General features: G+C 70.4%; 17 protein-coding genes. 10 read left to right on the forward strand and 7 right to left on the reverse strand.

Going from position 1 to position 23,261, the window contains the following annotated elements; translation table 11 throughout:
* Positions 1-124 precede the first annotated feature (124 nt).
* Positions 125-2,008 (reverse strand): SMI1/KNR4 family protein, encoded by a 1,884-nt coding sequence (locus ACFVYF_RS28730; protein ID WP_389459954.1) that lies wholly within the window; start codon positions 2,006-2,008, stop codon positions 125-127.
* A gap of 517 nt (positions 2,009-2,525) precedes the next feature.
* On the opposite strand from ACFVYF_RS28730, the gene ACFVYF_RS28735 reads away from it, so the two are divergent.
* Positions 2,526-3,635 (forward strand): serine hydrolase domain-containing protein, encoded by a 1,110-nt coding sequence (locus ACFVYF_RS28735; protein WP_389460189.1) that lies wholly within the window; start codon positions 2,526-2,528, stop codon positions 3,633-3,635.
* A 161-nt stretch (positions 3,636-3,796) separates the two neighbouring features.
* Here ACFVYF_RS28735 and ACFVYF_RS28740 read toward each other — a convergent pair whose 3' ends face one another.
* Entirely contained in the window at positions 3,797-4,528 is a 732-nt protein-coding gene (locus ACFVYF_RS28740; protein WP_389459956.1) for a dienelactone hydrolase family protein, read from the reverse strand.
* A gap of 416 nt (positions 4,529-4,944) precedes the next feature.
* Here ACFVYF_RS28740 and ACFVYF_RS28745 point away from each other — a divergent pair, with 416 nt between their 5' ends.
* From ACFVYF_RS28745 to ACFVYF_RS28755, 3 genes are all read left to right on the forward strand, one after another.
* The gene (locus ACFVYF_RS28745) at positions 4,945-5,826 is read left to right on the forward strand and encodes a hypothetical protein (protein ID WP_389459958.1); all 882 of its coding nucleotides are present in this window, start codon (positions 4,945-4,947) and stop codon (positions 5,824-5,826) included.
* A gap of 131 nt (positions 5,827-5,957) precedes the next feature.
* Complete coding sequence (locus tag ACFVYF_RS28750; protein ID WP_389459959.1) at positions 5,958-6,434, forward strand: hypothetical protein; 477 nt, start codon at positions 5,958-5,960, stop codon at positions 6,432-6,434.
* 82 nt (positions 6,435-6,516) lie between these two features.
* Complete coding sequence (locus tag ACFVYF_RS28755) at positions 6,517-7,149, forward strand: glyoxalase (protein ID WP_389459961.1); 633 nt, start codon at positions 6,517-6,519, stop codon at positions 7,147-7,149.
* A 278-nt stretch (positions 7,150-7,427) separates the two neighbouring features.
* Here ACFVYF_RS28755 and ACFVYF_RS28760 read toward each other — a convergent pair whose 3' ends face one another.
* Positions 7,428-7,955 carry a DinB family protein gene (locus tag ACFVYF_RS28760; RefSeq protein ID WP_389459962.1) on the reverse strand — a complete coding sequence of 176 codons (528 nt, stop codon included), beginning with the start codon at positions 7,953-7,955 and terminating at the stop codon, positions 7,428-7,430.
* Between the two features lie 167 nt (positions 7,956-8,122).
* On the opposite strand from ACFVYF_RS28760, the gene ACFVYF_RS28765 reads away from it, so the two are divergent.
* On the forward strand, positions 8,123-11,257 hold the full coding sequence (locus ACFVYF_RS28765; RefSeq protein WP_389459964.1) for an ATP-binding protein: 3,135 nt from the start codon (positions 8,123-8,125) through the stop codon (positions 11,255-11,257).
* Here the strand turns inward: ACFVYF_RS28765 and ACFVYF_RS28770 are convergent.
* Positions 11,238-12,029, reverse strand: a complete 792-nt coding sequence (locus tag ACFVYF_RS28770) for an ABC transporter permease (protein WP_389459966.1) — start codon at positions 12,027-12,029, stop codon at positions 11,238-11,240. The two genes, ACFVYF_RS28765 and ACFVYF_RS28770, sit on opposite strands and share 20 nt — an antisense overlap.
* Positions 12,026-12,997, reverse strand: coding sequence for an ATP-binding cassette domain-containing protein (locus ACFVYF_RS28775; protein ID WP_389459968.1), 972 nt, complete (start codon positions 12,995-12,997; stop codon positions 12,026-12,028). Before ACFVYF_RS28775 ends, ACFVYF_RS28770 begins: the two co-directional genes overlap by 4 nt.
* A gap of 458 nt (positions 12,998-13,455) precedes the next feature.
* Here ACFVYF_RS28775 and ACFVYF_RS28780 point away from each other — a divergent pair, with 458 nt between their 5' ends.
* The 3 genes from ACFVYF_RS28780 (at position 13,456) to ACFVYF_RS28790 (ending at position 18,797) form a co-directional block, all read left to right on the forward strand.
* On the forward strand, positions 13,456-15,342 hold the full coding sequence (locus ACFVYF_RS28780; protein WP_389459970.1) for an ATP-binding cassette domain-containing protein: 1,887 nt from the start codon (positions 13,456-13,458) through the stop codon (positions 15,340-15,342).
* A gap of 427 nt (positions 15,343-15,769) precedes the next feature.
* Entirely contained in the window at positions 15,770-17,131 is a 1,362-nt protein-coding gene (locus tag ACFVYF_RS28785) for an NAD(P)/FAD-dependent oxidoreductase (protein WP_389459971.1), read from the forward strand.
* Between the two features lie 751 nt (positions 17,132-17,882).
* On the forward strand, positions 17,883-18,797 hold the full coding sequence (locus ACFVYF_RS28790; RefSeq protein WP_389459973.1) for an aminoglycoside phosphotransferase family protein: 915 nt from the start codon (positions 17,883-17,885) through the stop codon (positions 18,795-18,797).
* A 186-nt stretch (positions 18,798-18,983) separates the two neighbouring features.
* On the opposite strand, the gene ACFVYF_RS28795 is transcribed toward ACFVYF_RS28790, so the two are convergent.
* Positions 18,984-19,928 carry an SMP-30/gluconolactonase/LRE family protein gene (locus ACFVYF_RS28795; RefSeq protein ID WP_389459975.1) on the reverse strand — a complete coding sequence of 315 codons (945 nt, stop codon included), beginning with the start codon at positions 19,926-19,928 and terminating at the stop codon, positions 18,984-18,986.
* 334 nt (positions 19,929-20,262) lie between these two features.
* Here ACFVYF_RS28795 and ACFVYF_RS28800 point away from each other — a divergent pair, with 334 nt between their 5' ends.
* Positions 20,263-21,438: a cytochrome P450 gene (locus tag ACFVYF_RS28800; RefSeq protein ID WP_389459976.1), complete on the forward strand. Its 1,176-nt coding sequence runs from the start codon at positions 20,263-20,265 to the stop codon at positions 21,436-21,438.
* 139 nt (positions 21,439-21,577) lie between these two features.
* Here the strand turns inward: ACFVYF_RS28800 and ACFVYF_RS28805 are convergent, their stop codons facing one another.
* Entirely contained in the window at positions 21,578-21,925 is a 348-nt protein-coding gene (locus tag ACFVYF_RS28805) for a DUF1330 domain-containing protein (RefSeq protein ID WP_389459978.1), read from the reverse strand.
* Between the two features lie 445 nt (positions 21,926-22,370).
* Here ACFVYF_RS28805 and ACFVYF_RS28810 point away from each other — a divergent pair, with 445 nt between their 5' ends.
* The gene (locus ACFVYF_RS28810) at positions 22,371-22,820 is read left to right on the forward strand and encodes a spore-associated protein (RefSeq protein WP_389459980.1); all 450 of its coding nucleotides are present in this window, start codon (positions 22,371-22,373) and stop codon (positions 22,818-22,820) included.
* Positions 22,821-23,261: the final 441 nt, after the last annotated feature.

Consider the following 23,261-nt stretch of genomic DNA (forward strand, 5'->3'; position numbering starts at 1 on the left):
GAGGGCCGCAGCATAGGGAGGCGGGCCCCCGGACAGTGGATCTCGCCTCTCGCCCTGTCGTGTGGCGGCGAAACCGGCTCTATGATCGGGCCCGCCTTCCAATGAGGTGCGGGCCCGCACCCGTTCAGGGCCGGTGCCGCACGAAGGTGATGTAGGCGAATCCCTCGCCCTCGCGTGGCTCCCGGGTCCAGGACCGGGTGGTGAAGGTGCGGAGCCCGCCTTGGGTCAGCGCGAAGCGCGGGAGCGAGAGCCCGAGCTCGGTGTGCAGGGCCTCCAGCACACGCAGCTCGTTGTCCAGTTCGGTGTCCTGTGGGTGGAACAGCCGTGCGGGGTCCAGCGCCTCGGGTATCGCGCCGGAGCGCTGGATCTCCGTACCCCGCACGGTGAACGCGTAGAGCTCCTCGTTCTGTTCGGCCACCGACAGGTGGAATGCGGCCGGGTGGTCACCCGGAGGCGAACGCCTCGGCTCGCGCCACACCACGACCGCGCGGCCGGACGAGGAGGCGGCCGGAGCGGGAGACAGGAACAGCTTGTTCAGGTAGTGGGGGTAGCCGTCGAAGGCGAAGACCCACCCTTCGGTGGTACGCCCGACGGCGACCAGGGCCCGGTCCTCCCAGAGTTCCACGCCCTCCCGCTCGCGAGGCCGGGGTGTCCTCAAGAACGCTCTGCGCTGATCCGTGGGCGAGCTCAGGCCGGCGCCTTCCTCCCCGATCAGGGCGGGCAGTCGGTCGGGATCGGTCCCCTCCACCCAGACACAGCGGTATCCCTCGAACGGCCGTCGGCTCGCCGCAGGCTCCGCCAACCAGGCGAGTCCCGGCGGGTCGAGGTCGGGCGCCGGCTCGGGAACGGGACCCCGCTCCCCTGCCCGTGGTGTCGCGAGGATTTCCCGCCCGCGCTCCGGGGTGATCAACGGACCCAGGACCGGATCGGCGAGCAGGCCGATCGGGGCGATCAGCAAGGGCCCCGGAGCCTCCCACAGCGGGAGAGCGTCCCGCAGCACCCGCCACGCGGCGTCGGTCTCCCCCCAGCGGGCAGATTCCCGGGCCTCGGCGACGGCCCGGCCCCACGGACCGGGAGGCGTGTAGTGGTAGGTGCCGTCCCGCATCGTGTTCAGTACGGCTTCGAGGGTCTCCCGGGCGGCCCCGCGCGCGGTCATCATCCCGATCCAGTGGTCATCCCCGCCCAGCCGCCATTCGCCGCGTGCCGGCGCGATGGCGTGCACCGGCAGAAGCTCGGGCAGGTAGTCCGGGTCGGCCACCAGGTTGCCGTAATCCCGGGAGCTGCCGGGAGCCAGCAGATGCCGGAGCTGGTTGAGGAGGACGGCGCTCCGTGGCCGTCCGAAGGACAGCGCTTCCTCGAGCAGGGGCAAGGCCTCGCCGTACCGTCCGCGCAGGGCCAGCAGGCGGGCGTCCTCCACCTGGGCATCCTGGGCGCGCGTCGTCGCATTGACGAAGTCGGGCCGCTCCACCCGGTCGGAGTGGAAGCTGCGGTACATGGCCTCCATGTACGCGCGAAACGACGGGTAACGCTCAGGCAGTTCGCCGCCCCAGCCCTTGTAGAGGTAGAGCGCCCACTCGCCGTCCTGGTCACTGTCGCCCGGATCGAGCAGCGCGTTCGACATGTCGGAGTCCGTCTCCAGCTGTAACGCCCGTTGCCACATCCCGGCCAGCAGGATGTCCTCCTCGCGCGGGTTGTCGCCCAGGTTCTCCTCGTACAGCGGGGTCATGTCGAACGGATCCTGGAACCAGCCGATTTCCGCGGCGCCGCCGAGTTGGTAGACGCCGGCCGTCTGGTCCACGTGCCACCCGTCGCTCACGGCCAGGAATTCCCGGTACGAGGGCGGCAGCCGACGGCTCAGCCGCTCCTCGGCCGCGGCGATCGCGGCCTCGTCCGCCCCCGGCCTGCCCGGGCGGACGAGGGCTTGCGCGCCGTCCTCGTCCGCACGCGGAACCCACTCCTCCTGCCACCGTCCCAGGAACTCGTGCCAGTCGAAAGACTCATCACTCATGGCGGGATGGTGTCATCCGGCACTGACAACGGTTCCGGCCCTGTTCCGAACGGCTGCGGCCGGGTGCCATCTGCAGCCATCAGACTTGACCAGCGGCCTGGGTCGCAGATCCCGGCACTGACGGTGGACGGCTGCATGCTGCGGATGCTGTCGGTGGCGGCCGAACCAGTTTGGTGCCGGCCATGCCGAGGAGCCCAGATGCACGTCAGGCGCCGTTCTCGGCGCCGCTACTGCACAGGGACGGTGCCGGGGCACCGAGTCCGCGGCTTACGTGGGTGGTCGGGGCGGCAGGGGCAGTGAAGTCGCGGGTGCGGCTTCGGGGACGCGAAGCTCCGCGCGGGCCTCGGCGTCGCCCGCGTACCGCTCTCGGCTGGTTGGAGCAGAGCCGCGCGCGGGTTCCTGACCGACGGGTGAAGCTGAGCCTCCCACCGCGCTCACGTTCAGGAGTCCTTCCGTGCGAGTTCCCAGCTCTCCGCAGGTCCGCCTGCCCCTTGTCGCTCTGCTGGCCGCTGCCTGCATGGGCGGGCTGGTGCATGCCCCGGCCCAAGCCGCCGATGTCCCCGCCGACGACAACCGCGCACTGCGGCGGCAGCTGCAGGAACTGACCACCGCGCCCGGCGGACCGCCCGGAGCGATCGCCGTGCTCAAACGCGGGTCCCGCACCGAGGTCTACCGGGCCGGTGTCGCCGAGACCGGCACCGGCCGTCCGATCGAGATCACCGACCACATGCGCATCGCCAGTACGGCCAAGGCGTACAGCGGCGCGGTCTCCCTCCAGCTCGTCGACCGCGGGAAGCTGCGTCTGAACGACACCATCGGCAAGGTGCTTCCCCAGCTGCCGCGTGCATGGCATCGGGTCACGCTGCGGCAGCTCCTGAACCACACCAGCGGGCTGCCGGACTTCTCCGCGGACCCGGAGTTCCTGGCCCTGGTGACCGAGAACCCGCGCCGCCACTTCGACTCCCGCCGACTGCTGGACTTCGTGGCCGACGAGCCGTTGCTGTTCCGTCCGGGGTCCCGGTACGCCTACTCCAACTCCGACAACATCGCCGTGGCACTGATGGCGGAAGCCGTGACAGGCAGCCGCTACGAAGACCTGCTCGCCCAGCTCGTGTACCGCCCGTTGGATCTGCGCAGCACCAGCCTGCCGCAGGGATACCGGATGCCCGAGCCGTACATGCACGGCTACGACGTCACCCCGCCGAACCCGCCCGAGGACATCAGCGAGGTACTGAGTGCGTCGGGCGTATGGGCATCGGGCGGGATCATCTCGACGCCGAAGGACATGACGGCCTTCATCCGCGGCTACGCCGGCGGAAAGCTGATCTCCGACCGGACACGCCAACAGCAACTAGCCTGGGTGAACGGCGCATCCGAACCCGCCGGTCCCGGCAAGAACAAGGCCGGGCTGGCCATCTTCCGGTACACCACCCGCTGCGGCGTGGTGTACGGCCACACGGGCAACTTCCCCGGTTACACGCAGCTGATCGCAGCCACCCCGGACGGCAAACGGTCGCTGACCGTCTCCCTCACCACCCAGATCAACAAGACCAACAAGCCGGAACTGCTCGAGCGGCTGCGGACCGTGGAGGAGAACCTCGTCTGCGCGCTGTTGCGCAAGCAGTAGGCAGGACGCGGTCGGAACTGCCGGGCCAGGCGGGCACAGACGGCGGTTGCATCTGCCGGACGCCGTCATCGAGGAGGGCCGGGGCCCGTCCTCGATGAGCGGCATCCTGGCCGACAGCGCCTACCGTCTGCTGCCGGCCTGACGGCGGGGGTGGTCGGCGGCTAGCTCAGATGCCGGGTGAAGAACTGGGCCGCGGCGTCCCCCGCGAACTGCGGGACGCCGGTGTGCCCGCCCATATTCGCGTGCAGCGTCTTCTCCTTGGAGCCGAAGGCGTCGAACAGGTCCAGGGCCGCCTGCCGGTCGTTTCCTTCGTCGTCCCACTGCAGCAGGACGTGCAGCGGAATGGTGACCTGCCGGGCCTCCTCGAACAGGGCGCGAGGGACGAAACTCCCGGCGAACAGAACGGCGGCCGAGATACGCGGCTCGACCACCGCCAGCCGGGTCCCGATGGCGATCACTCCCCCCGAGTACCCGACCGGGCCGCCGATCTCGGGCAGCGAAAGGAGGGCGTCCAGGGTGGTCCGCCACTCCGGAACCGCCTTTTCGACCAGTGGGAGGACGAGCCGGTCCACGATCTCGTCGTCGACCGGCTCGCCGGCCTCCAATGCCCGGCGCAGGTCGGCGCGGGCCTGCTCGGCGGCGGCGGAACGGGGCCGGTCACCGCTTCCGGGGAGCTCGATGGTGGCCGCGGCGAAGCCCTCCGCCGCGGTTTGCCGGGCCCGGGCCGCCAGTCGGGGGTACATCTTGTGCAGTCCGCCGGGGTGGCCGAGAAGGATCAGCGGCGCCGGTGCGGATGCGGATCCGGGCGTCCACAGGATGCCGGGGATCTCGCCGAGGGTGAATTCGCGCTCGAGGACGCCGTCGTCGAGGCGTTGTTCGGAAGTGAAGTGCACGGTCGTGCCTTTCGGGAGGGCTCAGAGCGGCGCTCCCGGACGACCTATCGCCCGACCGTGACCCCGGAGGGGAGCACCCATGTCGATACTGCGTTCACGGGTACCACCTCCTCGTTCTCTCGCACGGCCTCCGGAAAGGTAGCAGCGGCCGCCGTGACCCGCCAACGGGTTTTTTCGGTGGCTCCGTGGCCGGATGCCACGGAGCCACTCCACCCGTGCGCGTACGGAACTCGGTGCGGCGCCCCGGACACAGGGGCAGGCGGTGTCTTCGCCTGCCGGACGGCGACCGGTACTGGCAACTGTCGTGTTCTGGATGGCGAGTTGACGGCCTGCGTCCATACATCCGGCTGTACTTGGTCCTCGTGGCAGGCCAGACTGTGCGCCGAACAAGCGCCCCCCACCTAGGAGTAGCACTCATGCGCATGCTCGCCAGACAACGTTGTCACACAGCATTGGCCGGTCTCGTCACCCTCGCCACGGCCGCCGTCCTGTGCGTCTCCGCCACCGCGTCCGCCGTTGCCGCCGACACCTGGACCGAGGTGGGCTCGGACCGAGCGGACCCGCTGAGCGAGAGCCAGGGCCTGACCTCGGTCGAGGTACCGGCCGGAAACCCGAACCGCTACACGGGCGTCGGCACGATCCCCATAGACGTCTACTCCCGGGGCTGGAACCACGTCGGCGACCCGGACGCCTCCTACAACGGCTACTACATCGAGCCGTACCAGGCCGACGGCGGCACCGCCAAGATGTTCCGCGTGCAGGCGCCGGGCGGCGCGTGGTCGGAGTACGTCCACACGCTGAACTCCGGAGAGGCACTGAACAACTCCTGGGTCACCATCTCACCGAGCGGCTCATGGATGGTGAACGGCGAGTACGGCACCATGAACAGATTCCTGGTGTTCCCGACGCCCGGCGTGAACCCGAGCACCTCCCCCTCCGTGAACCTTCCGCAGGCGTCCACCATCACCCTCGACCATGCCGTACGCGACGTACAGGGCTGCGACTTCGTCACCGCGACGCAGCTGCTGTGCTCCTCCGACGACCCGGCGGGCACGCTCTTCGGCATCACCAAGCCGCTGCTCCAGATCGACCTGTCGGCCGAGCCGAACGGCACCTCCAACGTGACCGGCCACGTCACGGCGCTGCGTCAACTCCCGCTGCGCAGCGGTTGCACGGGCACCTTCGAGGCGGAGGGCATCGACTACGACCGGCGTACCGGAACTCTGCGCGTGATCGTCGTATCCCCCGGCTCGTGCGTCCTGACCGACAGCATGACCTACAAGTTCACCAAGAGCTGATCCCGGCAGCGGCGGGGCGGAGTCGTCGCGGCGCAGGTCCGCCGGCTTCGCCTCGCTGTGCGAACGAGCGTCCAAGGCGTACGTGGGTTCCGGGGCCGGCATGTCGGAGGCGGCCAGTAGCCTCCGGAACCATGGGCATTCAGATCGATGTAGTGGTGGGTTACCCGATCAACGACGAGGTGGAGAGGGTGCTCGGGCCGGCCGAGGCGGTCGGCGAGCCCGTCACTGTCACGTTCATGTGGGAGGGGCGCGCAGAGGCGGAACGCAGGGTGCTGGTGCCCGCGGCAACGCTGGCGCTCTGGGAGCACTGGGCCCCCGCCGCCTACCCGACGAGTGACGCTGGGGAGAACCGGGCCGTGGCGGAGGAGCAGGGGCTGGCCCACCCAGCGGAATTCGGCGCGTTCACCCTCTGTCGTCGTCGCGCGGGAGGACGTACGGCGGTGGTTCGCCAAGGCGTGGTGGTCGCCGAACTGCTGGACCCCGACGAGGCGCACTGGCTCCAGGAGAAGGCCCGCGAGGTCCGCCAAGGCTTCATGGATCCGAAGCAGAAGGCGGCGTTCGAGGAGTTCCTTGCCCGGCAGGCGCCCCTGGCCTCGACGGAGGATTGAGCGCGGGACCGGAGGACCGGCCGACAACACCGGTCAGGATTCAAGAAGCGCCGGCCGCCGCAGGTCGCCTAGCGTGAAGGGCATGACTTCCATCGACTGCATCACCCTTGAAGTGGCCGACCCGGCGGCCGCCGAGCAGTTCTACTCGGACGCCTTCGGCCTGGGCAAACAGGTGCGCCTGCGGGCCTCAGCGGCACCGACCTCCGGCTTCCGCGGGTTCACGGTCTCGCTCGTGGTGTCCCAGCCGTCGATCGTCAATGGTCTCTTCGGCTCCGCCCTCGACGCCGGTGCTACCACGCTGAAGCCCGCCAAGAAGTCGTTGTGGGGCTACGGCGGCGTCGTACAGGCCCCGGACGGAACCATCTGGCAGATCGCCACCTCCTCGAAGAAGGACTCCGGCCCGGACAGCCGACAGATCGACGAGATCGTTCTGCTGCTGGGCGTCTCGGACATGGCCGCGAGCAAGCGGTTCTATGTCGACCGTGGTCTCACGGTGGCGAAGAGCTTCGGCAGCAAGTACGTGGAGTTCGACGCCTCGTCGAGCCCCGTCAAGCTGTCCCTGTACGGGCAGCGCGGCCTGGCCAAGGTCGCCGGCGTACCGCCGGAGGGCGCCGGCTCGCATCGGCTCGCGATCGGCAGCGACGCCGGGCCCTTCACCGACCCGGACGGATTCGCTTGGGACCGTGGCCAGGTCGAGCAAACCCTCGCGAACTGAACCCTTGTCGGCCGCACTCGGCCCATGGGATACGTCGGCCGGGTGCCCCGCATCGCCGCCGTACGGCGGCGGTCTGCGGACCGGATCCGCAACCAGGCCGGCGACGTCGCATCGGCCACCGAGACCCTGCGGGTACTGGAGCAGCAACCGCGGTCACGACTTGCGGCGTACCGTCGCGCGGTCTCGACCTGGCCCAGCACACGAGCGGGCGCCGGGAGACGGGAATGGTGCCCGGGAGACGGGCTGTTCGCGCAGGCGCCCATCCGCGTCGACACGTCTCACGCCCCTGTGACCCCGTCAATGCTCTCTCGAAGCACATCGGCATGCCCATTGTGACGCGCGTATTCCTCGATCATGTGGACCATGATCCAGCGCAGTGAAACCCCTTCACTGCCTGCCTGGCCGGCTTCCTGTTCAGACAGGTGCCCAGAATCCTCCAGTGATGCGTCGGCGGTGAGCTGACGGCCTCGAGTGATTTCCGCCTGCCAGACCGCCAGCACCTCGTCGAGCCCTCGGTCGGGCTGAAGGGCAAAACCGTCGGCATTGCCCTCCCCGAAGACCGGGGGCACATCCTGGCCTGCGAACACACGCTGGAACCAGTTGCGTTCAACCTCCGCCACATGCTGGACGAGACCCAGCAGCGTCATCGACGAGGGCGCCGCCGACGCCAGACGCAATTGATCGTCTTCGAGGTCCGAGCACTTGAGGGCGAGAGTGGCACGGTGAAAGTCGAGCCAGGCTTCCAGCATCGCGCGCTCATCGGCATGCGGGGGCGGGATGGGGCGTCCATCCGGCGTCGTAGTCATGACTGCACCCTGACACAAGCAGCCCAGCCTGGGACAGGGAGATGATCTCCGCGTGCCTTCGCCGGCGACGAACGTAAAAGCGTCCCACGCCAGAGCCCATGCCGCGCTGCTGGCAGCGACGATGATTCCGCCGACCACCGGGACCAGCACTTGGCTAATCTGCACGGATGACCACCGACCTGACCCTGCTCCCGCGTGTCGCCTATCGCGGGCAGGAGGTCACCGCGCCCCGGCTCCGCGGTCTTCTCGCGCTGCTCGCGGGCGACTTGCGCACGGGGTGCAGCGTCGAGCGGCTGGTGGCCGGGCTGTGGCCGGAGGAGTTGCCGGAGCGGCCGGGAAAGGCGGTGCAGGTCCTGGTGTCCCGGGCACGGGCGCAGCTGGGGGCCGATGTCCTCGCGAGCACGCCGACCGGATACCGGCTCAACCTCGCCGAGGATCAGGTCGACAGCTCCGCTCTGCTGCTGCACGCTGCCGCGAGCGCGGACCGGGCCCGGGCCGGGGACCACGCGGGGTCGCTGGCCGCGGCCGAGGCTGGACTCGCGCTGTGGGAGGGCACGTCTGACGAGACCGGCGTCACCGGCGACCCCGTAGCCGCGTTGGCAGCTGAGCGCGCCCCCGTCCGCGCTGCACTCGTACGCGCGCGGGCGCTCGCGCTCGCCCGGCTCGGGCGGCACACGGAGGCGGCCGGGCCGCTGGCGGTGGCCGCCGCTGAGCATCCGCGCGACGAGGAGGTGCTCGCCGAGCTGCTGCGCGGCGAGGCGGCGACGGCGGGCCCGTCTGCAGCGCTGACGCGGTACGAGGCGTACCGCCGTGAGCTGCGCGAGACTCTCGGCACGGATCCTGGCGCCGGGCTCGCGGCCGTACAGCAGGAACTGCTGCGCGGTGACGCGCCTGTGGTCAGGCATGGCGTGCCGCATGAACCGAATCCGCTGCTCGGACGGGACGAGGACATCGCGGCGGTGGAGCGGCTGCTGCCCGCCTCCCGCGCGGTCACCGTCGTCGGTCCCGGCGGTCTCGGCAAGACCCGGCTCGCGCACGCCGTGAGCCGCCGGGCCGAACAGCGCGTCGTGTATTTCGTGCCGCTCGCCGGCGTCACGGCGGACGAGGACGTGGCCGCGGAGGTGGCTTCCATGCTCGGCGCGGGCGAAGGGCGGCCCGGCGCCAGGAGCGGCCACGCCCCGGCGGACCCGGTGCCCGGCATCCTCGGCGTGCTCGGCTCCGGGCCCGCGCTGCTGGTGCTGGACAACTGCGAACAGGTCATCCGGGGCGCCGCTGGCCTCGTACAGGCCCTGGTCTCGTCCTCGAAGGACCTGCGGGTGCTCGCCACCAGCCGGGCTCCGCTGGGCCTCACGTCGGAGGCGGTGTACGCGCTGCCGGAGCTCGGTCTCGACACCTCGGTCGAGCTGTTCACGCAACGGGCCCGGGCCGCCCGGCCCGGCGTGGAGTTGCCGGCGGACGCGGTGGCCGAACTGTGCCGCCATCTCGACGGGCTGCCGCTTGCCGTGGAGTTGGCCGCGGCGCGGGTGCGGGTCCTTTCGGTGCCGGAGATCGCCCGCCGCCTCGGCGACCGGTTCGCGCTGCTGCGCGGCGGGGCGCGGGACGCGCCGGAGCGCCACCGCACGCTGCACGCGGTCGTGGACTGGAGCTGGAACCTGCTCGCCGAGGACGCCAGGGCCGCGCTGCGCACGCTGTCCGTGTTCCCCGGCGGCTTCTCCGGCGAGGCGGCGGAGCAGGTGCTGGGCGAGGATGCGCTGCTTGTGCTGGAGCAGTTGGCCGATCAGTCGCTGATCACCGTCGCCGACACCCCGGCCGGCGTGCGGTTCAGGATGCTGGAGACCGTCCGGGAGTTCACCGCGGCCCGGCGCGCGGAAGCGGGTGAGGACGAGGAGGCCGTCGGCCGGTTCCTCCTCTGGGCACGGGACTTCGGGGTCGCGCACCACGACTGGTTCTTCGGCTCGGAACCGCGGACCGCCTGGGAGCGGATCAGGGCCGAGCAGGACAACCTCGTGCTGGCCCTGCGGCACGCCCTGGCCCGTACGGACGGTCCCACCATCGCCGCCCTCACCGCCGTCCTCGCCGCCCTGTGGTCGACCGGCTCCCACTACCCCCGCCTCACCGCACTCGCCGCGGACACCGGCCCCCCGCTGTCGCACTACTACCCCGAGCCCGAATACGTCGAAGTCGCCCGCGCCGCCGCGGTGTTGTGCACGACGACCCTGTTCATGGGCTACGGCCCGCACGTCGTTCGCCAGCTCGTCACCCTGCGGCGGCTGCCACCGGCCCCGCCGGACACGCTGCTGCGCGCCGTCGCGGTAGTGCTGAGCGCGATCCCCGAGATGGTGCCTCCCGACTACGAAGTGCTGCGGGGGCTCTGCGACAGCGAGCAGCCGCTGCTCGCCGGCGTCGCCGAGTGCGTCGCCACCTACGTCTGGGAGTACGAGCACGACATCGACCGCGCGCTCGCCTCGGCTCGGCGGATCATCGCCGTACTGGCGCCGGTCGACAATCCGTTCCTGCAGGTCATGGGCCACGCCCGGCTGAGCGAGCTGTGCTTGCAGACGGAGCGGGGCGAGGCCGCGTACGGGCACCTCAAGGCGGCGCTCGGGGCGCTGGCGCGGCTCGGCGACGAGCACGACTCCATCGGCGTCCGCTGGGGTCTCGTCCTGGCCTGCCTGCAGCGCGGCGACCCCGACGAGGCCGAGTACTGGCTGCGGCAGGCGGAGGACGTCAGCACCGGGCAGAAGGACGACGCAGACGGCACTGACCTCGGCGGCCGCGCCGAAATCGCTCTGGCCCGCGGACTGACGGAGGTGGGGCTCGGCTTGTGGCGCGGCGCCGTGGAGCGGATGCCCGAGGCCGGCTCGACGCACAGCGGCGACCCCTTCCTCGACCGGTGGGTGCTGGAGCTCCGGTCCGCGGCGGTGACGGCACACGCGCACGCCGACCGTCTCGAGCTGGTCGCGCAGCAGGTCGACCAGCTGCGGCAGGGGCTGCGGACCCTGCTCTCCGGTCCGTCCCTGCCCATGGAACTCCCGGTGTTCGGGACGGTGTTGCACGCCCTTGGCATGGCGGGGCTCGCGTCCGGCGACGCCGGTGCCGTACGGATGATCGCGCTGGCCGAACGGCTGCGGGTGCTGCGCGACTATCAGCCGACGATGTCGGCGGACCGCGCCCGCAAGGCGGCCGAGGACGCCGACAGGGCGGCGTACGCCGACGCCGTGTCGGAGTACGCCGCCCTGGAGCGGGACGAGTTGCGGGAGGCGGCCCGCGTTGTCATGGCGGCTACTTCGGGTCGCGGTTGAACTGCGAGGTCGACCAGTAGTAGCCGAGCGCGGTCAGGCCGATGCACCAGGCGAGGGCGATCCAGCCGTTGTTGCCGATCTCGGTGCCGAGCAGCAGGCCGCGCAGGGTCTCGATGGCCGGGGTGAAGGGCTGGTACTCGGCGATCGGCTGGAACCATCCCGGCATCGTGTCGGCCGGGATGAAGGCGCTGGAGATGAGCGGCAGGAGGATCAGCGGCATGGCCATGTTGCTGGCGGCCTCGGGGTTGGGGCCGGCCATGCCCATCCCGACCGCGATCCAGGTGAGCGCGAGGGCGAACAGTGCGAGCAGTCCGAACGCGGCCAGCCATTCCAGGGCCGTGGCGTCCGCGGAGCGGAAGCCGATGGCAACGCCGACGGCACCGACGAGGACCAGGCTGGCGAGGACCTGCAGCACGCTGCCGACGACGTGTCCGATGAGCAGCGACCCGCGGTAGACCGCCATCGTCCGGAAGCGGGCGATGAGGCCCTCGGTCATGTCCATGGAGACGGACACCGCGGCCCCGATCACGGTACTGCCGATGGTCATCATCAGGAGGCCCGGGACGATGTAGGCGATGTAGTCGGAGCGGTCGGCGCTGCCGCCACCGATGCCCGCGCTCATCACGTCTCCGAAGATGTAGACGAAGAGCAGCAGCATCATGATGGGTGTGAGCAGCAGGTTGAGGGTCATGGACGGGTAGCGCCGCGCGTGCAGGAGGTTGCGGCGCAGCATCGTGTTCGAGTCGCGTACGGCGAGGGAGAGGGCACTCATCGGACAGTCTCCTTGGGCTGGTTGGGGACGTTGGTCGAGCCGGTCAGGGCGAAGAAGACGTCGTCGAGGTCGGGGGTGTGCACGGTCAGTTCGTCCGCCTCGATATCGGCGGAGTCCAGCCAGTCGAGGATGGCGCGCAGTTCGCGCTGGCTGCCGTCGCTGGGAATCTGCAAGGACAACGACTCGTCGTCCGCCGTGACCTCGCGCAGGGCGACAGCCGCCGACCGGTACGCGGCCGGGTCGGTGAACCGCAGCCGCACATGCCCACCGGGGACCAGCCGCTTCAGCTCTTCGGCGCTCCCCTCGGCGGCGATCCTCCCGTCGCTCAACACCGCGATGCGGTCGGCGAGTTCGTCTGCCTCCTCCAGGTACTGGGTGGTGAGGAAGACCGTGACGCCGCCGGAGACCAACTCGCGGATGATCCCCCACATGTTGTGGCGGCTGCGCGGGTCGAGGCCGGTGGTCGGCTCGTCGAGGAAGATGATCCGCGGGTCGCCGACCAGCGTCATCGCGATGTCGAGCCGGCGCTTCATGCCCCCGGAGTAGGTGGAGGCGGGCTTCTTCGCCGCCTCCACCAGGTCGAAGCGCTCCAGGAGTTCGGCGGCGGTGCGCCGGCCCTCACTGCGGGAGAGGTGGTGCAGGTCCGCCATCAGAAGCATGTTCTCCTCGCCGGTGATCAGCCCGTCGACGGCGGAGAACTGCCCCGTGACGCCGATCGCGGCCCGCACCGCCTGCGGATCGACGGCCAAGTCGTGGCCACCGACGTGCAGTTCGCCGGCGTCGGCGGAAATGAGGGTCGAGAGGATCTTTACGGCAGTGGTCTTGCCCGCGCCGTTCGGACCGAGCAGCGAGAAGACCGTTCCTGCCGGCACCGCCAGGTCGATGCCGTCGAGGACCGTCTTGTCACCGTAGGACTTGCGCAACCCCCTGGCCGCGATGGCGAGTGAGTGCGATGTCGTTGTCGTCATGCCGCAGAGCGTGCGGGAGCGCGCATTCAGCCCGGTTTCACGATGGTTTCAGCGCTCTGGAACCAGGCGGTGCGACCTGGTCGGGGCGGTGCGCAGTTCCGGCGCCGGGCACCACATTTCGTACCCCTCACCACCGGCGAGAACGATCACATCGACATGAGCGTCGCGCATCCCTCCGCGAAGCCGGATCTCAACCGAGCGAGGAAGCAGAAGGGCCCGCCGCTTGGAAGCGCGTCGAACCGCCACCTCATCCGTCACTTGTGTCACAGGCCTCGGCGTTTCGGCCAACTCGCATCACTGCGGAGGCCGCCCGGCACGGCGACCACATGGCCGACGCCTTGAGATTCCGCCCCGGCTCTTCGTCCGGAATCGAGCGCGTTCGATTCACTCACCGTCTCGTTGAGCCTGGCGCCGCCGGACCAACCAGGTGCGGCGCCGACTCCCGAGGAGGCATGCAGGTGACCGCGACCGACACCTCGACCGAAGATTCCACACCGCCCCCTCCACCTCCGGCCACCATCAGCTTCGCGGGGAAGCACGGAAAGAATCCGCTGGCAGAGGCCGGCTTTTCGACGATGTGCGGCCGGCTTCCAGCAGTCCTGGGGCACACCGCGCGGATGGCCTGGGCCGTGGACCGGCCCGCCGCCGTGCTGCTGCTCGCCTGCCAGCTCCTTACCGGAGCCGCAGCCGCCACCGTCCTCGCCTTCACCGCGAAGGCCATGACGCACGTCCTCGGATACGGGCCGGTCTCCGAACGCCTGCACGCCGCGCTGCCCGCTCTCGTCACCGTCACGGCGGCCGCGGCGGCCGGCCGGATCAGCAGCGCCCTGTCCTCCTACGCAGACGGGCGCATCACCCCGCTGCTGATGACCGAGGCGGACGTCGCCCTGGTGTCCGCGGTGTGCCGCGTCGAAGCCTCCGCGTACGGGGAGGACGGCTTCTCCGACCGGCAGGAGGCCGCCGAAGTCGGCGTGACGCGCACCCGGATGATGGTGCAGGACGCCCAGCGGTTCATGGCCGCCCTCGTGCGCATGATCGCCGCGAGCGGTGTCATCACGGCGCTGCACTGGATGATGCTCCCACTGCTGCTGCTCGCCGTCCTCCCGGCCGGCTTGGGGGCCGTGCTGTCCGCGCGCGTCGACTACGAGACCCACTACGCCAACGTCGGCGACCGCAACGTGCGGTCCATGATGCGCTGGTGGGCGACGTACTCCCGTTACGGCGACGAGGTCCGTGCCAACGGCATGACCGGCTACCTCGTCTACTGGTACCGGGCCCTGTCCGATCGCATCGACGAACGCACCCTCACCGCCGCACCCCGCATGCTGCGCATCGCCCTGGCGACCAGCGCCCTGGGCGGGGTGTTCCTGCTCGGTACCTGGGCGACGCTCGCGTGGCTCGCCACCACCGGCCGCGTCGCCCTGCCGGTCGCGGCCACCGCGGTGGTCGCCGTCCAGACCACCCTGGCCGCGCTCTCGCAGTTCGTCATCCACGGCGCCGCGATGTTCCACACGTCGCTGTACCTCGCCGATATGCGTTCCTTCCTCGACATGGCCGCCGAACGCGCCCCCAAGCGCGGAGAGCAGACCATCTCGGAGCAGGTGGCGGAGATCCGTCTCGACGAGGTCTCGTACCGCTACCCCGGCAAGGAGGAGCCCGCCGTCGACGGGGTCTCCCTCACCCTGCGCCGGGGCGAGATCCTGGCCGTCGTGGGCGAGAACGGCTCGGGCAAGTCCACCCTCGCCAAGCTCATCACCGGCATCCTGCTCGCCGACAAGGGCCGTGTCCTGTGGGACGGCACCGACCTGGCCGCCACTCGCCCCGAGTCCGTGTGGTCCCGTACCGCCCTCGTCCCGCAGAACTTCGCCTGCTGGCCGCTGCGGGCCCGCGAGAACATCACCCTCGGGCAGCCCAAGACCTTCGACGACGGGCCCGTATGGGAAGCCGTCGACGCTGTCGGCATGCGGAAGGCGATCGAGAAATTGCCCAGGCAGCTCGACACCCTGCTCGCCAAAGAACTCTTCGGCGGCGCCGAACTGTCGGGAGGCCAGTGGCAGCGACTCGTGTGCGGCAGGGCCCTGTACCGGCAGACCCCACTGCTGATCCTGGACGAGCCGACCTCGCAGATGGACCCGCGAGGCGAGCACCAGATCTTTCTTGAGATCAAGCGCATCGCCGCCGAGCGCATGACGATCGTCGTGACGCACCAGCTCGAGAACACCCGTCTCGCAGACCGGATCCTCGTCATGCGTGACGGCCGCATCATCGAACAGGGCCGGTACGAGGAGCTTGCCTACGGCGGCGGGCTCTTCGCTGAGCTGCTCGCCCTGGCCAAGGACCGCTGAGGAGGAGGGCAGGGCCGTGTTCCCCGGGTGACCGTGATCGCCGGACTGGTCGGGGCCGGCGGCTTTCTCCAGGTCAGCCCCCTCCCCCGGCCGGTCACGGCGCCTGATCCCACCCGCCGGCCTGCGGCGCACGACGGTCCCGATACCTCCGAACGAGGTAGCGGGGCCGTCGCGGGAAACGCACGCGGTCGCGGCCCACCACCCCGCTGTCGTACGAGCCGGAGACGACGTCCGCCTGCGCCCCTACAGGCGTCGGCGGCCCCGCGACAGATCCTGATCCCGCGGCCACCCTCCACCACCGCCGACGGCACCGGCACGTGCCCGGTGGCGCGTCGGCCCGGCGCGCGGTGGGATCAAAGATGTGCGAGACGCGGGCCCTGGGGCAGAGGGAACCTGGGGGCCAGAAAAGTCTGCAGCCTGTGAAGGGATGGACATCGTGGCACGACCGAGGATCTTGGTGGTGGGAGCGGGCTTCGCGGGAGTGGAGTGCGTACGACGCCTGGAGCGCAAACTCAGGCCCGACGAGGCCGATCTTGCGCTGGTGACGCCCTTCTCCTACCAGCTCTACCTGCCGCTGCTGCCACAGGTCGCCTCCGGCGTCCTGACCCCGCAGTCGGTCGCGGTGTCGCTGCGCCGCAGCCGCAAGTACCGCACCCGCATCATCCCGGGCGGCGCCATCGGAGTGGACCTGAAGGCCAAGGTCTGCGTGGTCCGCAAGATCTCCGGCGAGATCGTCAACGAACGCTACGACTCCATTGTGCTGGCACCGGGCAGCATCACCCGCACCTTCGACATCCCGGGCCTCGCCGACCATGCCCGGGGCATGAAGACGCTCGCGGAGGCCGCGTACATCCGTGACCACGTCATCTCGCAGCTCGACATCGCCGACGCCAGTGAGGATGAGGCGGAGCGGGCGGCACGGCTTCAGTTCGTGGTGGTGGGCGGCGGTTACGCCGGTACCGAAACCGCCGCGTGCCTGCAACGCCTGACGCACAACGCCGTCAAGCGCTACCCCCGGCTCGACCCGAAGCTGATCAAGTGGCATCTGATCGACATCGCGCCGAAGCTGATGCCCGAGCTGGGCGACAAGCTCGGTCGCAGCGCTCTGGAGGTCATGCGCAAGCGGGGCATCGACGTCTCGCTGGGTGTGTCCATCGCGAAGGCTGGCGCCGAGGAGGTCACTTTCACCGACGGCCGGGTGATCCCGACCCACACACTGATCTGGACCGCCGGCGTCGCGGCGAGCCCCCTCATCGGCACGCTGGGCGCCGAGACGGTCAAGGGTCGGCTGGCCGTCACCTCGGAGATGTCCCTGCCCGGCCACGACGGCGTCTTCGCCCTCGGTGACGCCGCCGCCGTACCCGACGAGGCCAAGGACACGGAAGGCGCCGTCTGCCCGCCCACCGCCCAGCACGCGATGCGCCAGGGCAAGCACGTCGCCGACAACGTCATCGCCTCGCTGCGCGGACAGCAGATGACTCCCTACGTTCACAAGGACCTCGGGCTCGTCGTCGACCTCGGTGGCCTGGACGCCGTATCCAAGCCGCTCGGTATCGAACTGCGCGGCCTGCCCGCCCTGATCGCCGCGCGCGGCTACCACTGGTCGGCACTGCGCACCAACGTCGCCAAGGTCCGCGTCGCCACGAACTGGGCCCTCAACGCGGTGGCCGGCGACGACTTCGTCCGCACCGGCTTCCTCACCCGCACACCGGCCACCCTCCGCGACTTCGAGTACACCAACGCCTACCTGACCCCCGAGCAGATCCAGGAGCACGTCCAGAGCCAGTGACACCAGGCCGGACCCCGGCCCCACCTCCCCGGGCGCGGCTCCGCCAGGAAGCGAGAGGTATCCGTCAGCACGACACGTCAGCCGGAAGACGGCGCTTCCGGGGCCGGGACGGCTGACTGGGAGGAAGCGCTCGTCGGCCGCGGGACACCGCGCCGGCCGGTCAGTCGGCACCCGAAGCAGCTTGCGTGCCCCGCACACGCCGGCTGCGGCGCGTCGCCGGACTCTTCACGCGCCAGACCCCCGGCGAAACGGCCGAGATCGCCGACTGGTTCCAGCGCGCCGCAGCACTCGCACGCGACTGCCACGAAGAAGCGTGCGCGGACCCTGCCACCGACCCACCCGAATGGACCAGGTCCTGGAGGGCCAGCAGCCGTACCTCGGCCGCCTCGACTCGTGGGAAGCCTCGGCAGTGGCGGGACGTGGTGATCGAGCGCTACGAAGTCCAGGGGAAGAGTGTCCGCTCGGATCACTGTTCCGTCGGGTCGGGCGCCCGACTCCCGGCACGCGGGCGCAGGTGCCACTGTGCGACGCGAAAAATGGACTGGCAAGTCCACATTTTTGGGGGGACTTACGGAGCTGATCTGATCGGCCTGGAAGATCCGTCAAGGTGCTCGGGAGCGTCCCGCGGTGTCGGCGTCGCGTTGATGCGGCTCGACCGCGAGCGCGGTGCGAGGGTGCTCTCGCCCGCAGGGATCACGTGGGAGAGATCGTCGTGCACCCCTTCCAGGCACGGCCGCTATCGTTGCGTCGCATGCCCGACACCGAGATCGAGATCACCGCCGAGTTGATCCGGGATCTGTTGCGCGACCAGCACCCCGACCTGGCCGACCGCCCGCTGCGGCTCGGTGCGCGTGGCTGGGACAACCAGCTGTGGCGGCTCGGCGACGACCTCGCCGTCCGGTTGCCCTGGGCGACGCAGTCCGCGGACGCGCTGCTGCGCAAGGAACACGCCTGGCTGCCCGCCCTCGCCCCGCGCCTTCCCCTTCAAGTGCCCGTTCCGCAGCGCCTCGGTGAGCCCTCCGAGCGGTTTCCGCGCCCCTGGCTCGTCACCACCTGGGTACCGGGCGAGCCTGCCGACCGCGCCCCCGCTACGCGCGCCGCGGAGGCGGCCGTCACCTTGGCCGCCTTCCTGACCGCCCTTCACCGCCCCGCCCCCGACGGGGCGCCCGCAGGCCGAGACCGCGGTGGCCCGCTGGCCGACACCGCTGAACCCTTCGCCCAAGGGCTCTCCTCGGCCACCGAACGGGGACTGATTCGCGATCCGGACGCCGTCCGCGCGGTCTGGGAAGACGCCGCCGCCGCACCCGAATGGGCAGGCCCGAGACTCTGGCTCCATGGCGACCTGCACCCAGCCAACATCCTGACCGCGAACGGCACCTTCTGCGGCGTGATCGACTTCGGCGACCTCTTCGCCGGCGACCCGGCCTGCGACCTCGCCGCCGCCTGGATCCTGCTACCGGACGGCGCCGCGGACCTCTTCCACGCGACCTACCGGCCGACCCCGGACGCCGCGACCCTGCGTCGCGCTCGCGGCTGGGCGGTGTGGCGCGCCCTCGGCGGCATCCACATCGGAGACGCCGGCGTCCACGGCCGCCCCGGCGGCAAGGCCACGTGGGGTCCACCCGCCCAGGCCGCGCTGCGACGCCTCATCGCGACGGCCCACTGAGCGAGCGGGAGCGTACGGGCCGAGCAGGTCCGACCGGCTCGGGTTCGGCTCTGATGAGAGAGCGCCATGGCGTGGGGTGCGGTGATCGGGACGGCCCGCGATGAAGTGGCGGCATCCCGTGCGGGGGGATGCCGCCTCTTCATGCGTACGTCGACCAGCGCACCCGTACGGCGACCGCTGCGGTCGTCAGAGGGTGACGGCGTTGGCGCTGAACGTCGTGTCGGGCGTCTGGGGGCTGGTGAAGCGGGCGTTGACGAGATACAGGCGGTTGCCGAAGACCGCGCCGGTGGTGGGGACGTCGAAGCGCGGGTCGGTGATCGTGCGGCTCAGGGTGGCGGTGGTCACCGCGGAGTCGAGCGTGAACACGCTGACCTTGTTCAGCCGGTTCTGTACGACGTACAGCGTGCGGCCGATGCGGACGAGACCGTCGCCGGTGGAGACGTCGGCCGCGCCATCCAGCACGATCCCGGTTGCCACACCGGTCGCCAGGGCCACGCGGTAGAGCTTGCCGGAGCTGACGACGATCAGGTCCCGCCCGTCGGGAGTGCCGACCAATCCGTTGGCGTTCAGCGCATTCGGTGTCTGCACCCAGTCGCCGCTGAGCGGCAGGACGCGCACCTCGCCTGTGCCACCGCGCGGTACGCCGTAGAGCACCGCAGCCCGGGAGTCGGTGAACCAGGCCCGGTCGCCGAGCAGCACGACGTCGTTGATGAACTGGTCCGGGGCGGTCAACTGGTACGTGGTGACGAGGCTGCCCGTCCGGGAGTCGACGACTCTCGCGGTCCCGCCCGCGGCTCCGGCCAGGTAGAGCAGGCCGTCGTGGTCCAGCTTCAGCCCGTTGGTCACGGTGCCGGTCTCGCCCGCGTAGATCACCGAACCCGTGCCCGTACGCAGGTCGGCCCGGTAGACGGCGCCGTTGGCACGCGAGCCCATGAACGCGTACGGCTCTCTGCCGATGGTGATCCCCTCGCAGAGGAAGCCGTTCGGGAGCGGGATTTCGGTCGGCCATGCCGAAGTCGCCTTGGAGGACGCGGCGTTCGCCGAGCCGGCGCCGGCCGCCACGGTCAGCGTGGCGAGGGCGGCACCGCCGAGGAAGGTGCGCCGGGACGGCGTGGAGTGGTTCCGGACCATGGGTCGGACCTCCGAGAAAGGTGGGGGGTGAGACATGGTGAGCACAGCGAATCAGCGAACCCTGTGAGACACCTGAGACTTGCTTTACCTTCGCAACGTGCCCCACCGGCCACCGGCCCAGGGTGCCACGCGACCTCACTCACCGCTTGACGAAGCGTCAACTCACATACAGACAGCAGCATTTGACGCCTTCACAGCCGCCGGAGCTGAACTGCTCGGCTTCCGCGACCGGTTCGCTCGACCCGGCGAGGAGGTCGGCGTAGGCGAGGAGATCTCCTTCGCAGGGACGTAGCGTGTGTCCCCAGGCGACGCATCCAACGGCACGAGGACGAGTATGAGCAACCCGCTCCAGGGACCGGAGTTCCACCGCAATCCCTATCCGGCGTACGCCCAGCTGCGAAGTTCCGCGCCCGTACAGAAGGTCCCCACCGGCAACGGTGCGTACAGCTATCTGATCACCGGCTACGCCGAGGCTCGCGCGGCCTTCGCCGATCCGCGCCTGTCGAAGAACACCGCGCGCTTCTTCGCCGACAAGCCCACTCAGCGCAACCTGCACCCGGCCGTCGCCCAGACCATGCTGGCCACCGACCCGCCCCAACACGCCCGGCTCCGCCGTCTGGTGACCCAGGCGTTCACGCGAGGCACCGTCGACCGGCTTCGCCCCTACATCCAACGGGTCACCACCGAGCTGGTGGACGCGTTCCTGCCTGAGGGCCGTGCCGATCTCGTCGAGGACCTCGCCGTTCCCCTGCCCGTCACCGTGATCTGCCACATGCTCGGGGTACCGGAAGCCGACCGGCCTGCCGTGCGCCAATGGTCGAACGACCTGTTCGCGGCCGGGCAGCCGGCGCGGATCGACGCCGCCTCGCACGATCTCGCCGAGTTCATGGCCGGCCTCGTCGAGACGAAGCGTCGGGTCCCGGACCACAGTCTGCTGACGGATCTGATCGCCGCCCGCGACGGCCGGGACGAACTCGACGAGTCCGAACTCGTCTCGCTCGCCGTCCTGCTGCTCGTCGCCGGCCACGAGACCACCACGAACTTCATCGGCAATGCGACCCTCGCCCTGCTCCAACACCCGGATTTCCTCGCTCAGTTGCGCGCAGATCCCCAACTGATGGACACCGCCCTCGACGAGTTGCTGCGCTTCGACTCCCCGGTCGGCATCGCGACCTTCCGCTACACCACGGAGGCGCTCACCCTCGGTGGCACCGACATCCCGCCCGGCGTCCCCGTGCTCATCGCCCCCGGCGCCGCCAATCGCGACCCGGCGCACTTCCCCGACCCCGGCCAACTCGACCTCGACCGCGCGGCCAAGGACCACCTCGCCTTCGGCCACGGCATCCACCGATGCCTCGGCGCGCCCCTCGCCCGGGCGGAAGCCGGGATCGCTCTCGACACCCTCCTCACCCGCTGCGGCCGGCTCCGGCTCGCCGTACCGGCCGAGGATCTCCAGTGGCGGCATACGCGCCTGATGCGAGGACTCGAGTCGCTGCCCGTGGTGTTCTAGCTCGAGCGGATTCCTGGCGGTCACGTGGAATCGGCCCCGGAAACCGCCCCGGTCCACCGCGGACGTGAAGGCCGCAGGCGAGTGTGCGACCGCGAGCCGTCGGTGGCCGAGCGCGGCTGAGCCCGGCCGAACCCGAGGGCTAGTCGGTGGAGATGGCCTCCCGCACCGCCTTGGCGGTCGCGGCGGGGTCGTAGCCCTCTGGGACGCCTTCGACCAGGATGGTGTCGCCCTCGATGTGCCGGGAGCGCAGGGGTGCGATCTCTTTGTACGCGGGTGAGTCCCACCACGCCCGCGCCTCGGCGATCCCGGGGAAGCCGATCACCACGACGTGCCCGGGCCAGCTGCCCTCCTTCACCTCGTGCTGCGTGACGTGCACGAGGAAGCGGCCGCCGTGGGGCGCGAAGGTGGCAGGGATGCGCTCCATGTACTCGGCGATCTCCGGGTGCGGGGCGGCGTCGCGCAGGTGAGCTATGGCGTAGGCAGGCATGGCGTCCTTCCGGTCTGTCGGGGTTCCGTACGCCGCCGATCGTGGCATGCGGCCCGCGCGGGGGTCGATTACCTGGCAGGTAAGCCGCCGGAACCTTACGGTCCGTCAAGTGGCCCACTGCGCGCGCCCGCCGGGGCGCTTCGAACAGCTTGCGCGCAAGGTGTTGGGCGTGGCGTGACCGAACCGCTTGCCCCCCACGCCGCTGTGGCGCCGCGGTCATGCGCTCTCCCCGGGACGACGGCGTCAGTTCGCCACTGCCGGTCCACCGGAGCACGCTGCGTGAACGTGGGCCGGTTCAAGGACGGACGCGGGGACGACGCGACGGTGCGGACATGTTCCGCGTACGCCCCTGGGCCTGAACTTGCCGACAAAGCACAACCATTCCTGTGAGTCGCAGGTCACACAGGGCAGGAGCAACCGACTCCAACACTCACAAGGGGGAAATATGCGATTCACCCGTTCCGTCCTGGGCGCCACCGCAGTAGCGGCCCTGTCGCTGGGGGCCACGACCGCCCTGGCGGGGACCGCCTCCGCCGCACCCAACACCACGCCGCAGAAGGTCTGTGGAAGCAGCTACAAGACCGTGAACTCGGCCCCCATCGGTTCGCGGGGCACGGTCTACCTGACCTACAACGCCTCGAACGGCAAGAACTGCGTCACGACCATCCGGAACACCCCGGGCACCGCCGTGGACATGTCCGCATGGATCTACGTCGCCGACACCGACCAGGGCGACGAGGACTACGGGACGTACACGTCGTTCGCGGGGCCGACGTACGTCTACGGCAAGGGTCACTGCGTCGACTGGGGCGGCAGCATCGGCAACGTGTACGTGCAGATCTCCGGCTCCAACTGCGGCGCCCTGAAGGAGAGCCGGGTCACCTACACCCGCTGACCCGGCCCACGGCCGCCACGTTCGGCATGGCCCCGCACCGCAGCGCGCCCGTCCGAAGTGTCGGCTGCCGGTGATCGGGACGGAGCCCGCGCCGCAGGCCGTGCGGACTCCTGGTGATACCGCTCGCCCTGGTGGAACTCGCGCAGTTCCCACCGGGGCGAGCGCGCATGTCCGGCCACGGCCCGTCCAGTGGGCGCAATCCCCGAGGGGCTGCACACCGACAGAAGGCGGCGCCCTCCCCTTCCAAGCTCGGCGACACGCCCGTACGGTCCGCGTGCATATACGCAGCCGTCTCGCCACCGGCAAGGCGCCCCGGCCGTACGCACTCCTCGGCTCCTCCGCCCGCTTCTTCGCTCTCTGCGCGCTGCTGCTCCAGGCGGCATCCACCCTCACTGACCGAGTGCTCGGCGCAACCTGGCTCGGGACGACCAGTACGCCTCA

The organism is Streptomyces sp. NPDC058274 (assembly GCF_042881375.1).
GTDB lineage: Bacteria > Actinomycetota > Actinomycetes > Streptomycetales > Streptomycetaceae > Streptomyces.

Bases quoted from the DNA above. Each gene is read 5' to 3' on its own strand.
- ACFVYF_RS28730 (WP_389459954.1), bottom strand. From the start codon at position 2,008: ATGAGTGATGAGTCTTTCGACTGGCACGAGTTCCTGGGACGGTGGCAG.
- ACFVYF_RS28735 (WP_389460189.1), top strand. From the start codon at position 2,526: ATGGGCGGGCTGGTGCATGCCCCGGCCCAAGCCGCCGATGTCCCCGCC.
- ACFVYF_RS28745 (WP_389459958.1), top strand. From the start codon at position 4,945: ATGCGCATGCTCGCCAGACAACGTTGTCACACAGCATTGGCCGGTCTC.
- ACFVYF_RS28750 (WP_389459959.1), top strand. From the start codon at position 5,958: ATGGGCATTCAGATCGATGTAGTGGTGGGTTACCCGATCAACGACGAG.
- ACFVYF_RS28755 (WP_389459961.1), top strand. From the start codon at position 6,517: ATGACTTCCATCGACTGCATCACCCTTGAAGTGGCCGACCCGGCGGCC.
- ACFVYF_RS28760 (WP_389459962.1), bottom strand. From the start codon at position 7,955: ATGACTACGACGCCGGATGGACGCCCCATCCCGCCCCCGCATGCCGAT.
- ACFVYF_RS28765 (WP_389459964.1), top strand. From the start codon at position 8,123: ATGACCACCGACCTGACCCTGCTCCCGCGTGTCGCCTATCGCGGGCAG.
- ACFVYF_RS28770 (WP_389459966.1), bottom strand. From the start codon at position 12,029: ATGAGTGCCCTCTCCCTCGCCGTACGCGACTCGAACACGATGCTGCGC.
- ACFVYF_RS28775 (WP_389459968.1), bottom strand. From the start codon at position 12,997: ATGACGACAACGACATCGCACTCACTCGCCATCGCGGCCAGGGGGTTG.
- ACFVYF_RS28785 (WP_389459971.1), top strand. From the start codon at position 15,770: ATGGACATCGTGGCACGACCGAGGATCTTGGTGGTGGGAGCGGGCTTC.
- ACFVYF_RS28790 (WP_389459973.1), top strand. From the start codon at position 17,883: ATGCCCGACACCGAGATCGAGATCACCGCCGAGTTGATCCGGGATCTG.
- ACFVYF_RS28795 (WP_389459975.1), bottom strand. From the start codon at position 19,928: ATGGTCCGGAACCACTCCACGCCGTCCCGGCGCACCTTCCTCGGCGGT.
- ACFVYF_RS28800 (WP_389459976.1), top strand. From the start codon at position 20,263: ATGAGCAACCCGCTCCAGGGACCGGAGTTCCACCGCAATCCCTATCCG.
- ACFVYF_RS28805 (WP_389459978.1), bottom strand. From the start codon at position 21,925: ATGCCTGCCTACGCCATAGCTCACCTGCGCGACGCCGCCCCGCACCCG.
- ACFVYF_RS28810 (WP_389459980.1), top strand. From the start codon at position 22,371: ATGCGATTCACCCGTTCCGTCCTGGGCGCCACCGCAGTAGCGGCCCTG.